General features: G+C 58.3%; 11 protein-coding genes and 1 pseudogene. 1 reads left to right on the forward strand and 11 read right to left on the reverse strand.

Translation table 11 applies throughout. The features are described from left to right. Positions 1-497: 497 nt before the first annotated feature. The 11 genes and pseudogenes from NKJ94_RS35800 to map all read right to left on the reverse strand — a co-directional run bounded on the left by NKJ94_RS35800 (position 498) and on the right by map (position 10,496). A complete protein-coding gene (locus NKJ94_RS35800; protein WP_352532314.1) occupies positions 498-1,445 on the reverse strand; it encodes a DarT ssDNA thymidine ADP-ribosyltransferase family protein in 948 nt (315 codons plus the stop codon). After that, a complete protein-coding gene (locus tag NKJ94_RS35805; protein ID WP_352532316.1) occupies positions 1,430-2,323 on the reverse strand; it encodes a macro domain-containing protein in 894 nt (297 codons plus the stop codon). The genes NKJ94_RS35800 and NKJ94_RS35805 overlap by 16 nt, the downstream gene beginning before the upstream one ends. A gap of 544 nt (positions 2,324-2,867) precedes the next feature. After that, complete coding sequence (locus NKJ94_RS35810; RefSeq protein WP_352532318.1) at positions 2,868-3,440, reverse strand: HK97 family phage prohead protease; 573 nt, start codon at positions 3,438-3,440, stop codon at positions 2,868-2,870. After that, the gene (locus NKJ94_RS35815; RefSeq protein WP_352532320.1) at positions 3,427-3,615 is read right to left on the reverse strand and encodes a hypothetical protein; all 189 of its coding nucleotides are present in this window, start codon (positions 3,613-3,615) and stop codon (positions 3,427-3,429) included. Before NKJ94_RS35815 ends, NKJ94_RS35810 begins: the two co-directional genes overlap by 14 nt. Further along, entirely contained in the window at positions 3,605-4,210 is a 606-nt protein-coding gene (locus tag NKJ94_RS35820; RefSeq protein WP_352532321.1) for a hypothetical protein, read from the reverse strand. The genes NKJ94_RS35815 and NKJ94_RS35820 overlap by 11 nt, the downstream gene beginning before the upstream one ends. Before the next feature lie 2 nt (positions 4,211-4,212). Further along, positions 4,213-4,743 (reverse strand): hypothetical protein, encoded by a 531-nt coding sequence (locus NKJ94_RS35825; RefSeq protein WP_352532323.1) that lies wholly within the window; start codon positions 4,741-4,743, stop codon positions 4,213-4,215. Positions 4,744-5,003: 260 nt separating this feature from the next. Then, on the reverse strand, positions 5,004-6,254 hold the full coding sequence (locus NKJ94_RS35830; protein ID WP_352532325.1) for a hypothetical protein: 1,251 nt from the start codon (positions 6,252-6,254) through the stop codon (positions 5,004-5,006). Positions 6,255-7,448: 1,194 nt separating this feature from the next. Then, a complete protein-coding gene (locus NKJ94_RS35835; protein ID WP_352532327.1) occupies positions 7,449-8,855 on the reverse strand; it encodes an AAA family ATPase in 1,407 nt (468 codons plus the stop codon). Then, positions 8,836-9,021 carry a hypothetical protein gene (locus NKJ94_RS35840; RefSeq protein WP_352532329.1) on the reverse strand — a complete coding sequence of 62 codons (186 nt, stop codon included), beginning with the start codon at positions 9,019-9,021 and terminating at the stop codon, positions 8,836-8,838. Before NKJ94_RS35840 ends, NKJ94_RS35835 begins: the two co-directional genes overlap by 20 nt. A gap of 138 nt (positions 9,022-9,159) precedes the next feature. Beyond that, positions 9,160-9,615, reverse strand: a pseudogene (locus NKJ94_RS35845) (UPF0758 domain-containing protein); the annotation flags it as partial. A gap of 53 nt (positions 9,616-9,668) precedes the next feature. Then, complete coding sequence (gene map, locus NKJ94_RS35850; protein ID WP_352532331.1) at positions 9,669-10,496, reverse strand: type I methionyl aminopeptidase; 828 nt, start codon at positions 10,494-10,496, stop codon at positions 9,669-9,671. A 302-nt stretch (positions 10,497-10,798) separates the two neighbouring features. Here map and NKJ94_RS35855 point away from each other — a divergent pair, with 302 nt between their 5' ends. Next, positions 10,799-11,095: a DUF982 domain-containing protein gene (locus tag NKJ94_RS35855; protein ID WP_352532333.1), complete on the forward strand. Its 297-nt coding sequence runs from the start codon at positions 10,799-10,801 to the stop codon at positions 11,093-11,095. The last annotated feature ends 227 nt before the right edge of the window (positions 11,096-11,322 follow it).

Here is an 11,322-nt window from a genome sequence, read left to right on the forward strand (position 1 = left end):
CTGCTCATCTTCTTCGATCACTTGGTGTCCACCTATTTCGGTGGACACCTTGTGCATCAGAGCACTCAACAGCAAAAGGTGCGGGGAAATTCGCGCTTACGCTGATCTCGTCTACCAACCGGTGGTTGGAAGCCTCTAGTTGAGCGTCGGCAGCCGCCCCATTCAGCGCCGCGGCAATGCCCCATCACAGATTGCTCGGGGGAGTCGAGCATCCGCAGCGTGCCCAGTTCGTCGCCCAAATGCAGCGGATTGGCACAATTTGGTAGTCGCCTTCGGAAGGCGTCGACTCCGACGGCCGCGCCAGCCATTCCTGCGGCCGTTGTCGCGGCTGCTGCGTTGGCCAAGCTCGGCAGGTATAAGTTGACGTTGCCGGTCAATACGTGAGGTCGCGACCGCCGAAACGGGCGGTTACAGAGTTGAGGGTCATTGGTGGGTTCCTAAAAATTAAAAGGCCGCATCGAGAGCGGCCGAGATGAAGGCAGAAAACTAAGTCTGATCTATCTGACGATCGGACCAGTGGCCGAAACCGGACCTACGTAGGCCGTGCAGCCCTCAATTTCGATCTTCCATTCGGCCGCCGGATCGCGGTTGACGATCTGCGGGACTCGCCAAGCTTTGGGCTCAAGCGAGAATGCGAAGCGACTGTTCCCGCAAGCGACGGCCACTGAGTACTTATCCTTTCGCGCTGTAGATGGAGCCGTGAAGTCAAAATGAACTTGGCCATCTCGCGTATACAGCTCAGTAATGTAGCTGCCACGGCGCAGAAATAATGCGCCACCCTTCTCAACTGCAAACCGAATGTCGGAAACGTCCGAAGCCCGGAGTAGGTGTCTAAGCATCCTCTCTTCATGGATTGTCCGGCAGACAACCGCCTTCAGGTGCGCCAGTGAGAGTTCATTCCTAACTACAACTTCGGCCATCCGAGCATCATGAATCGTCTGCTTCATTTCTGGCGAGACGCCAGAGTCATGATAAATATACTGAAAATTAAGCAGGTTGAAGTTGTTGTCCCCCTGTAATGGCGCAAGCGCCTGTGATGCAAAATTTCCAGATACGAAGTAGCTTTCATTGAGAGTTAATACGGATGTCAAATCGAACACTAGCATCACAGGGATCGCCATGTGGGGATTTATCCGATATGGATCGATGGATGATTTGATGCCTTCGGTTTTAAAGTGAAAACTATTCTTTGGCCGAAAATAGAGCCTAACAAATTCATGTGCAGATGGGTTATTCCACAGGGCGCCCTGGTTAGCTACATCGCAAAGGACAACCGGCACGTTCTGCCGACAAACGACCCGGCGCTGCCGCACTATTTCCGCCGCGGTTTCGATCTGACAGGCATGAAATAGGCAGCTAACCCACCCGTTACGCGAAGGGTAGCGCGCAAGCTCTTCACTCCACTCGGTGATGTGACGTTCAGCTCGCGCTATTGAAATAGCCATTCCTGGCTATCCCTGGAGGTGGACGCGCTTGAATAGGGGCTCTTCTGATCCCTATCGATGAAAAGTGCCTCGGCGCGATTTGATCCTGCTTGGCCAGCCTTGATTTTAACGCTGCGGACATAGGGCAATTCTGCTAAGATCGGAAACAGGTAACCCTTCAACCGCCGGGATTTCTCATCCGAAAAATTTTCAAACGACAGCAGTCGCTCGCGAAGGCGTACCCACGCAGCCTCGAGCAAATCTTGGTCGATGCGCTCCCTTTTTCCAGTCTCGTGCTGAACCATCACGGAATTGTCTGCCAACAGCTCAGCACTAAAATGGCTGTCACGGGAAGTCGAAAATTTGCGGCCCTTCGTAAGCTTTCCGATGTCCTTTGAAAACGCGGTAAAGTCTTGGGGGACGCTCGCAGGGGCTCTGTGTTCGGCGACGAAATCCGCCGCCACTTGGACATCATGGATATATATCGGAATGTCTACCCTAGATAGGTAGTCCTCCATGATGGGACGAACTTCGCTCCATTCGAGATTGCCGTTGCCGCACCCGAGTGGAGGAAAAGACGCCGAGCTGATGCTTAGCGCCTTATATGAATCCACGAATTTGGCCAAGCCTTGCTGGATGTACTCGATCTTCGAGGGAAGCTTCCACGTCGTCTTGGTGGGGAAATTTAAGACCCATCTGGTATCTGAACGCCAAAGATGGATTTGACCGACGTTGAGTGCCCTCTGATCGCAGAGTTCACGGTATTCAGAATACATCCGCGGATAGCGGCTCTTGAACTCCTTTGCTATACCCTTGCCCATGACTCCCACCGTGTTCACGGTGTTTACCAGCGTTTGAGCCGGCGACTCAAAAACGCTACTCTCCAAATATGTGATCATGTGTATCCTCGGCTAGCATGCTAGCGGAACATTAGGAGAACATCGTGGCGATGAATAGCACGATTCTCGCATGTTGTCGCTTCTGTCTTTGGCGTGGTTAAGGCCTGGTTCAAAGAAAACTCTGCCGCGCAGCAGTCGGGCTCGTCAACCATACCCTCAACATTTCAATTGGAATTATGTGCGCAATGGGGGCGAACCGGTAGTTTCACTGAACGCCGCCAAGTCCATCATGACCCCCGTGGGGGGTGCTTCACGACGTCAGTGTTCAGCCGCCAAAAACCGTCTCGGCAATCGCGCACGCGACGCCGCAGGTTTTGCAGGTTATTTTGCGCTGCCACCTCGCGCGCTTGCGCGCACGCGAGGGAATTCCTGTAAAAGCGATAACGTTAGGCTTGGCAGCCGGTATGGGGCTGATGGGCTACAGATCGTGACCCACCCCACCAGGGGTGGTTGCCGTTCTAGGTCGACCGCCGCAAGGGCCGGCTCGGTACGAAAATTGTTGCATCCGCAAAACTCGAAATTTGGATACAGTTCAATGGAGTTCTTAGATGCCTCGCATCCGGTGCATCGCCTCAGCCTTGCGCCTGAGGCGTTCGAGGGCGGCGCTCTGGTTGCCCGCCTTGCGGTGGGCATCTAGCGACCTCAATGCAGCCGTCGTGTCCTCATAGGCTGGCATGCCAACGATGCTGATCTCGAGTAGTTCGGCCTCGATGATGGTTCGCAACGGCACCGGCCCGTTGTCATCCCATGCCTCTTTAATGACATAGAAGCCCGGCGAGACACCCTTAAGATCGGCGCGACCAACCAGGCCTTTCGCGGCGGCGCCGTCCGGTGTGTCAATCGCAGGATCCAACTCGAATGCCAGGCCGCGGCTGGTGTCGGTTAGCCGCAGTGTCCCGCTGCTAGTGCGTCCGAGTACACGCCCGCTATCATGTGCCATTAGCGCCAACACGTCCCGGCTTCTTATCGACTTGGTGAGGCAGCCAGGGGCAAACTGTTCAATGAACAGTCCTGCGATGTTGGCCTTCGCATTGTAGACGACAGCCAAGCCTTCGATAGCGCTGCCAGACGCCGCCCCGATTTCCGCAGTTCGGGTCTCTATTTCACCTAACTGCATTGCGAACCTTAGCCTCGGCAGCAAGCAGCCGCTCTTCGCGCTTGGCAGTCTTTCTGCGCATGATTGCCCGTGCGATGTCAGCAGCAGAAGCGTCACCGAGATCGAGGGCTTTGCCATTCAGTGTCACCTGGCGCTTAACCTTGCCTGTCTTCGCGTCCGCCCGTTCAAGCGCCATGATAACCAGCCTCCCGGACGTCGTTCAGGAAGCGCGGAATATGGCCGTCGCGAGGGTCGCCAAGCCAGCCAAGAGTCAGCGGCCCAAGAGACCCCCACGAGATGTCTTCGGCCTCAAACTGGTTGCGTAAGTCGTCATAGGAGGCTCGCGCAGCCTGAACAGTTTCTAATGCTTTGGCGACAACAGCCGCCCGCTTCTGGTATTCAGGTCGAACAGCATTACAGACGATCCTGCTAGCCTTCCCGCGCTCAACGGCAATACGTTCACGCAAAACATCCAGCGCGACATCGATGTCGGCCACAGCACGGTGAATCTCTGTGATGCGCTTGAAATTATGCGACTTCGAATCTTCGTCGTCGCCCAGCAGATTCGCGATAGCAGGCCGCAGCGCTTTAGACGTATCGGCCGCAATCTCTTTGTCCAGCTTGCGACGCTCGGTCTGAAGATCGCCGCGGGAAACGCTGAGTTCCAACCGTTTTGCAAGCAGCGCTGCATACGCGGGCGAGGAATCTTCAAGTGACGGCATAACGAAAGGTGTGGGAGCCTGAGTCGGCGATTCTAGTTTGGTCGGTTCCGATTTTTTGAGAAGTCCCATGCTCATGCTCCTGCGAAAAGATCACTGACGGCATCGGCAAAGGCCGCTCCGTTGATTGCAGTCGAACGACGGTGGCCGGCGTGCTGCCAATTTGAAGCTATTGCGCCAGGCTCAACAAAGCGGCTGATCGTGCCATCTGGTTGATGGACGGCAAGTTCCTTCCAGTTGCTCACAAACTCGAGTTTGGCTCTGCGCACGTCGTCAGAACCGTCCGCGGCAAGATCGGCGAGCGCGTCCAGATAGTTGCCGGCCGAGTACTGAAGGCTCGCAGGAAGTACGTCGATCGGAGCGCCAGCCGGCGTCAGTTCGCGATAGCTCACGACAGTGTCGGCGACGGCACGCAGCGGCACGTCAACAGCACTGCCGATGAGCAGATCCACAACGTGGCCGATGTTGAGAACCGGTGATTTGGCTGGGGCGCCAGACGGGAGGCGCCCAGCATCTGTGAGCGCGCGCGCAACGGCGCGGACACGGGGTTTGTCGAAGCCGGTACGTGCGGAAAGCACGTCCACAGCCTCTGTGGTCGTTGGCATTTGGTTTGCCTTTCTATTTTCGAAAATGGCTAGTTTTGGCGCAAAAAGGGGTGCGGCCTCCGACAAGACGACGCTCAATCGAAGGCCGCTATTCCGGCGCTGCACGGAAATGGACCCGCCTGGCCTACTCACGCAATGGCGGGGTGCCGGCGCGCTGGCGACGCTGACCCGGCTAAGCACCGACCTGGGGGACGGCGCTAAACTGGTGGAGGTTTTGTGACCTCCTATTTCTACCGGAATGGGAGGGCCGAAAACGGCACCTATGCCGCCATCTTTTTTTCTTCTGGCTTTTTTTCTTCCGTAATGCTGGTCAGCACGGCCCACGCTTCGCGCAAAGCGGCCTTGACGGCCTTCCTGGCGCCATTGCGCGACAGCTTCTCGTCGCCCGCAATCTTTGTGTAGCCATACCGCCGCAACGCTGCATCGATAATGCGCATGGAACGGCCAGGCATCTTTTCCCGGAACTCCTGTTCAGCGTGCCGACGGAATATCTCATGCACGGCGCTCTGCTGCGGTGCGCTAGTCTGGCCGGTACCCACTCCCTTCATCTCCGAGTAGATGCTGAGCGACCCGTAAACGCGGGCGCCCATCGGCGCGAAGCGCGTCCATGTAACCTTTTTCCAATCCGTCCTATCGCAGGCTGCGGTAAGCTCGGCTGTGGCGCGTGCACTCTTCTGTGCATGGGAGCGCCACCACGGCGCTTCTCCGTCTGAATGGTATTCCTGTGCCGGCAAGTCTGAGACGCCCCTCAGCGCCAAATATCTGTCGAAGTGCAGTCCGGCTTTTTCGGAACGACGCTGCTCCGCGGATATCTTCCCGCCTGGATTACCTGAGCGCTGCCGAAATTCGAACCGGCCTCGGGGGAGTTTGCCGGTCTCTGTGTATGTCTCGATTACGTCCCCCGCCTTCTCCTGCTCCATCCGGTAATCCAGGCCAAAGCCTTCCCCTATCTCATTCTCTGCATCCTCGACGTAATAGTTGTCATTGGCGGCGTCCATTTCGGCAGGCGAAAGCAGCGCACTCACCGAGCGCAGGACAAGAGCCGCGTCATGCTCGCCGTCCGCGACCAGCCTTGAGAAGATATCGCCCTCGTAGTTGCGCGACGTGCCGGGGTTGGCTTGCCGAGCAATGTAATCAGCGCACGGGCCGTCGTTTGTCCGCGTCACTGCCCTATGCGGTTCATTGTCGTTATCAGCCTTGCGTCGCGCACCAATCCAGTAATGCCAATCTGCCAATTCCTCAGCTTCCGGCTTCTCTGTGGAGCGGGCAGGCTTGCGTGCCATTGTTGGCGGCACGGGCTTCCCAGCCGCGATGGCAGCCTCTTCCGACGCCTTGTCAGCAATGCGGTCTGCAAATTGCGCCCACGTCAGTTTGTTGATTTTGGTGTTGTCGTTGCCGGCTCGCCATTTCAGCGCGGCCGGCCTTGTATAGAATCTATGCCCTATCGACACGGCCGCCGGTCGGTCCAAGGTAGGCACATTGGCGCGCATGGCGCCGGTTTCCATGGTCATGTTGTGAGATTCCCCAGGTTTGAAGAACCCGGCCGCCAGGCCGGGCAGAATCCGACGGCAATGCGCCGACTGCCAATCAAAGTTCGGAAGGGATGCTTGGGGCGCTCGAGGCGCCGTTCCGGCCAGGCCGGTCGTCATCAACGCCAAAGCGGCGCCGGTCTTACTGGCAGTTATGCGGAGATGGGGCCCACACAATTTCAAATTATAGGCGTTTTCGCCTTGCGTGTCAAGATTGTGGGCTTCTGACGATCGAAGGCACTAGATATTGTAAATGACCCAGTTTTGATTTCCCAATTAATCAAAACCCGGAATTAAATGTCCGAATGAGCACATGGCGGGTATTGCCGAGTCGTGATGTGGTGGATATCGGAACGCCCCTATCCCCCAAGAAAACGGTGGATAAAACCCCGCGTCGCCCAAATAGTTCTTGCTAATTTTTCTTTTTCGGCGCCAGCGTCTGCTGGGGCTTACTGAAGGCGAAATGCTAAACCGCGTAGCTTCCACCACATCTAATTTGCGCTATTTTAACTTTATTGTTCCCGACGACGTCATTGACGCTGTCGAGGGATATCTCTGCTTTTGTGCCGCCGGACGCATCGTTTCTACCTTTTCGGCAGTTCAAGCAGTGCGAGACAAAGTCCTAGACTGCGAGCTTTCCGACGAGCAGATTGAGCGTTACGCTGTATTGGCTGCGGTCGATGAAGGCCTAGCCGTCCACTTCGATCGGCGAGGACGACAACCGGATCCCTACTCGAGTTTGAGTAGGTGTCACTGGCACCTCGTGCCGATCTGGAAAACCAAGGCGAGGTCGCGAGTTGCCCACGTGTCATTTCGCCGGCCGAACGTAGTCGGCCCTGCCGGCCGTACACCTCCGCTCGTTATCATTGGCAGGCCGCAAGTCAGGCCGCAGCGAATAGAACTCCTTCCATGACACGCGCCTGCCGCGGAATGGTTTGGCGCTCTCCGTAGTGCTGGTGACGCTCGTTGAGCGGGGTGCAAGGTTCATGGCGCATCTCCTCCAATCCGTGTTTTTCTCGTTTCTCTCATCCTGCGCCGACGCCTGCGCCGATTAGGCCATTTGCGCCAACACTATTTTTTCTCTCACTCATGCGCGCGACGACCACCCTTAAAGGGGTTGGTCGTCGGCGCACCGTGATTTGCGACGATGCGCCAACGGGTTTGCGCCAACACTTTTTACGTTGGCGCACTTGTCGGCTTTATGAAGTTTCGGGGCTTTCGGGCGGTGGCGTCGTACTCCTCCACCACCTCCAGTTCGCCCATCTCAACCCACGCTTCGAGCATTGCCTTGGCCTCTTTCCGGTCGGTAGCTCCGGTTAGTTCCATGACAAGGTCGCCTGCCCACGGCTTACCCTTCGGGTCGGCCTTGTAGGCAGCCGCGTCAAGCCTCACCTTCAATCCAGAGAGCGTGTCGACAGGTACCTCAGCCACGACCGACATTCTGGCTTCGGCTTGCCGCTCGGCTAGCACGTCTGACGAAGGCCATCGCCACGGCTCAACGACGCCAATTTCATCACCCGAGCTGAAGATGCCGCCATTGCCGAGCGGCACAGAGATGAACCTGCGCCACTGCGAACGCCCAGAGGCCACCATGTTCACTTTGCCGAAGTCTAGGCGGAAATACGAGCGCGGGTCGTCAACGCCAGCCTTCTCGCCCTCGGCAGCAGTCATAGCGTTGAACACGCGCATGGAGCGCACTTTGTCTTTGAAGGCTCCGCCGCCTCGAGCGCTGTCTGCAGTGATCTCGCCTTGGTTCTTCGCGACATGATGCACGAGTTCCACACCGCAATTCGCCTCATCGGCGACGCGCACCCATGCGGCGGTCACGCGCTGCATGGCGGAGTTGTCGTTTTCTTGCGCCTCATGTGTCGACACGAAAGGGTCGACAATAACGACGTCGATCTCACGTCGTTTGATCTCCGCTACCATCGCCGCAACAAAAGGCTCGGCGATTTTCAGATCTCGACCCTCTGTGCGGGCAATAACGAACTCCTGGTCACGGCCGGAGTCGGTGAACAGGCGACCGTCAATTTGACCTGCGGTGACCTTGAAGTGCTTCGCGGCGGCGTGGAAACGGCGGTCTATTTCGTCTTGAGGGTCTTCTGCATTCACCCACCACACCCGCAACGGCTTAGTGAGCGGGCCGTCCGGGTCAAGCAAGGGGCGTCCAGTTACCATGGCTAATGTCTCGCTGATGGAATGGGCGGTTTTGCCGCCGCCACCAGGGCCTACGGATGCCGTCGCATATTTTCGGATGTAATGGCGCCCGAACAGCCAATCGCGTTCAGGCAGGCTGGCGGGGTCACGCAGTTCGAATGCAGTGGCGTGGATCTTGACGGGGGCGATCTTCGGCGTCGCCGCCTTTGCCACTTCGTCAGCGGCCTCTAATTCCGCCGCCGCGGCACGCGCTTCCATGCGATCCAGCACTTTTTCCGAAATCTGAGCCTTCACGAGCGGGTATTTTTCCATCACAGCCTTGATCGTTTCGCCAGGCGGGAGGGGTAGTGTTGGCCCATCGCAAATGCGTCGAAGGTTAGTCCATGAGAAGTCGTAAGGATCTACTTCAGGCTGCGGAATGTTCACTCGGTATCTCTCCCAATGCGTCGCTCGCTGCGCGCACAATCTGTTCGGCGATTTCAGTAGTGAATGTTGCTGCGGCGATGCCGAAGGCGGATGGCGCAAAGACGCGCCGCTTGCCGTCGTGTTTTTCCGTCAGTTTCAAGTTGTAGAGCCGCACGCCGTCGACCAATTGAAGGTCGAAGCGCGCCAGCGTTCGCCCGCCCGTTTCCGGCCGGATTGCTAAAATTTGCAAGTTGAGAGTTCCTATTGCTAGGAGGACGTCGCCGGCTATGCAGGGACGCCGACCAATAAAATCAATGGCTTGTCACAGGATGCGGAACTGCTCCCGCTCCTCGAAGGCCATGACCGACCGGCAGTATTCGAGAACCTGCGTCCAGGTTGACAAAAGCTCGCGGCCGGCGATCTCGCCGCGCGCCATGCGCTGCGCCGTTGCAGCAACCACCTTCAGGTCGAGCGCCACCGCCGGGCCGATGCCCTTCACCTCCTGCAGCCGCTCGACAGGCGCGCCGAGCACTTCGGCCAACGTGCCGAAGCGCGCCAGCAATGCCTTGGCGACCGGCTTGGTGTCGGCGCGCGGGATCAGCCGAAACAACAAAAGCTCGAGCAGTTCGTAGTCTGGGAGGGTGTTGGGACCGGCGGCGAAGCGCTCGCGCAAGCGGTCGCGATGGCCGAGATAATGCGGCTTGTCGGCGGCCACTGCCTTGGCGGGCGATCGCATTGGCTTTTCGGGAAAGAAGGCCCGCTCGTCATCGTCACCGGTCATGGCTGCCCGCACCCAGCATTTGCCGGGCAAGGTGACGCCCGATCTGCCAGACACTAGGCTCGCAGGCCGGGGCGGTCGAGGTTTTTTGGCGACAGCGTGAAAATCTCGCAGCCGGTCTCAGTGACGCCGATCGTGTGCTCGTACTGCGCCGACAGCGACCGGTCGCGCGTCACCGCAGTCCAGCCGTCCGACAGCACCTTTACATGCGGCCGGCCGAGATTGATCATCGGCTCGACGGTAAAGATCATGCCCGGCCGCATCTCCACGCCTTCGCTGGCGCTGCCGTAATGCAGGATGTTCGGCGCGTCGTGAAACAGCCGGCCGACGCCGTGGCCACAGAAATCGCGCACCACCGAGCAACGCTCGGCTTCGGCATAGGTCTGGATAGCGGCGCCGATGGCGCCGGTGCGGGCGCCCGGCTTGATCGCCGCAATGCCGCGCATCAGGCACTCATACGTGACTTCGAGCAGCCGCTCCGCGGCACGCTTGATCGTGCCCACCGGATACATGCGCGAGGAATCGCCATGCCAGCCGTCGAGGATATAGGTGACGTCGATGTTGACGATGTCGCCATCCTTCAACGGCTTGATGTCGGGTATGCCGTGACAGACGACGTGGTTGATCGAGGTGCAGGATGATTTCGTGTAGCCGCGGTAGTTGAGCGTCGCCGGAAGCGCGCCATGGTCCATGCCGAACTCGAAGACGAAACGATCAATCGCCTCAGTGGTGACGCCGGGCGCCACCATCGGCACCAGTTCGTCGAGGCAGCGCGCGGTGAGATCGCAAGCCTTGCGCATGCCGGCAAAGCCTTCCTCGTCGTAAAGACGGATCTGGCCGGTGTTTCTGAGCGGGGCCGTGGCGGCGTCGAGATAGGTGACCATTTTTGTCCGTCTTGCAGGGATGGGAGGCCTGGATGAGCCCCGCGAGAGAAATCTCCCCAGATTTGGCACTGGAAAGCGCAAGGTTCAAGGACGAACTGCCGGCGACAACCGAAGACCGGCGATATTCAGGCCTTTGGGGGCACTCTCCTTGCCTGCAGCGGCCCATGCCTTCCGACCGGTTCATTTGGCTACCGCAGTGACGACACATTTCTAGGCGAGAAGGCGGCCAAGCATGAAGCCGCCACGGCAACTTTTTGCGACGAACGGCGTTGCTGCGGGGGCGTCGGTTCGGGAGAGATCGAATGGACAGACTGCAATTCGAGGTGCCGGTGCGGATCGCGCCTGTGCCCGGCCAGCCGGTCGAGGAAATCTACAGCGTCGAGCAGGCGCTCGATTTCCTGCAAACATGGCCGGTTCGCCGGAAGGGGCCAACCTACCAGGCCGCGTTCAACGCCTGTTTCGGCGCCACTGTGGACATCGTCGAGACCGAGGACGCATGGCGGGCCTTCATGGCCTTTTGTCGGGTGAGCGGCCTCCTGGCCAGGGATATGATGGTGCCGCGCAAGCGCAGCGGCGAGGCGAGGGGGCTGCGGGCGTAGCCGCCATCAACAAAATCCTCGATTTGTCTTTGCAGCCTTTGCCGACATCCTCATCAGAGTGGGTGGTCCAGTAAGGTTACGCAGCACTCGTCAGCGATGGCAAGTGCTAAGGCTTGAAAATCTCTGGTACGCCCAAGGGGCGTGCTTGTTTCTCGTAAGATCAAGCACTTAGGTTGCCCAACCGGTCGCAGGGCCCCCATTGAAAACATTGCAGCTTTCGCCGCGAT

Source organism: Mesorhizobium sp. M0060 (genome assembly GCF_040323155.1).
Taxonomy (GTDB): Bacteria; Pseudomonadota; Alphaproteobacteria; order Rhizobiales; family Rhizobiaceae; genus Mesorhizobium.

What these genes read in the sequence shown, in the direction of transcription:
- NKJ94_RS35800 (WP_352532314.1), bottom strand. Translation starts at nt 1,445, where the DNA reads ATGGCTATTTCAATAGCGCGAGCTGAACGTCACATCACCGAGTGGAGT.
- NKJ94_RS35805 (WP_352532316.1), bottom strand. Translation starts at nt 2,323, where the DNA reads ATGATCACATATTTGGAGAGTAGCGTTTTTGAGTCGCCGGCTCAAACG.
- NKJ94_RS35810 (WP_352532318.1), bottom strand. Translation starts at nt 3,440, where the DNA reads ATGCAGTTAGGTGAAATAGAGACCCGAACTGCGGAAATCGGGGCGGCG.
- NKJ94_RS35815 (WP_352532320.1), bottom strand. Translation starts at nt 3,615, where the DNA reads ATGGCGCTTGAACGGGCGGACGCGAAGACAGGCAAGGTTAAGCGCCAG.
- NKJ94_RS35820 (WP_352532321.1), bottom strand. Translation starts at nt 4,210, where the DNA reads ATGGGACTTCTCAAAAAATCGGAACCGACCAAACTAGAATCGCCGACT.
- NKJ94_RS35825 (WP_352532323.1), bottom strand. Translation starts at nt 4,743, where the DNA reads ATGCCAACGACCACAGAGGCTGTGGACGTGCTTTCCGCACGTACCGGC.
- NKJ94_RS35830 (WP_352532325.1), bottom strand. Translation starts at nt 6,254, where the DNA reads ATGACCATGGAAACCGGCGCCATGCGCGCCAATGTGCCTACCTTGGAC.
- map (WP_352532331.1), bottom strand. Translation starts at nt 10,496, where the DNA reads ATGGTCACCTATCTCGACGCCGCCACGGCCCCGCTCAGAAACACCGGC.
- NKJ94_RS35855 (WP_352532333.1), top strand. Translation starts at nt 10,799, where the DNA reads ATGGACAGACTGCAATTCGAGGTGCCGGTGCGGATCGCGCCTGTGCCC.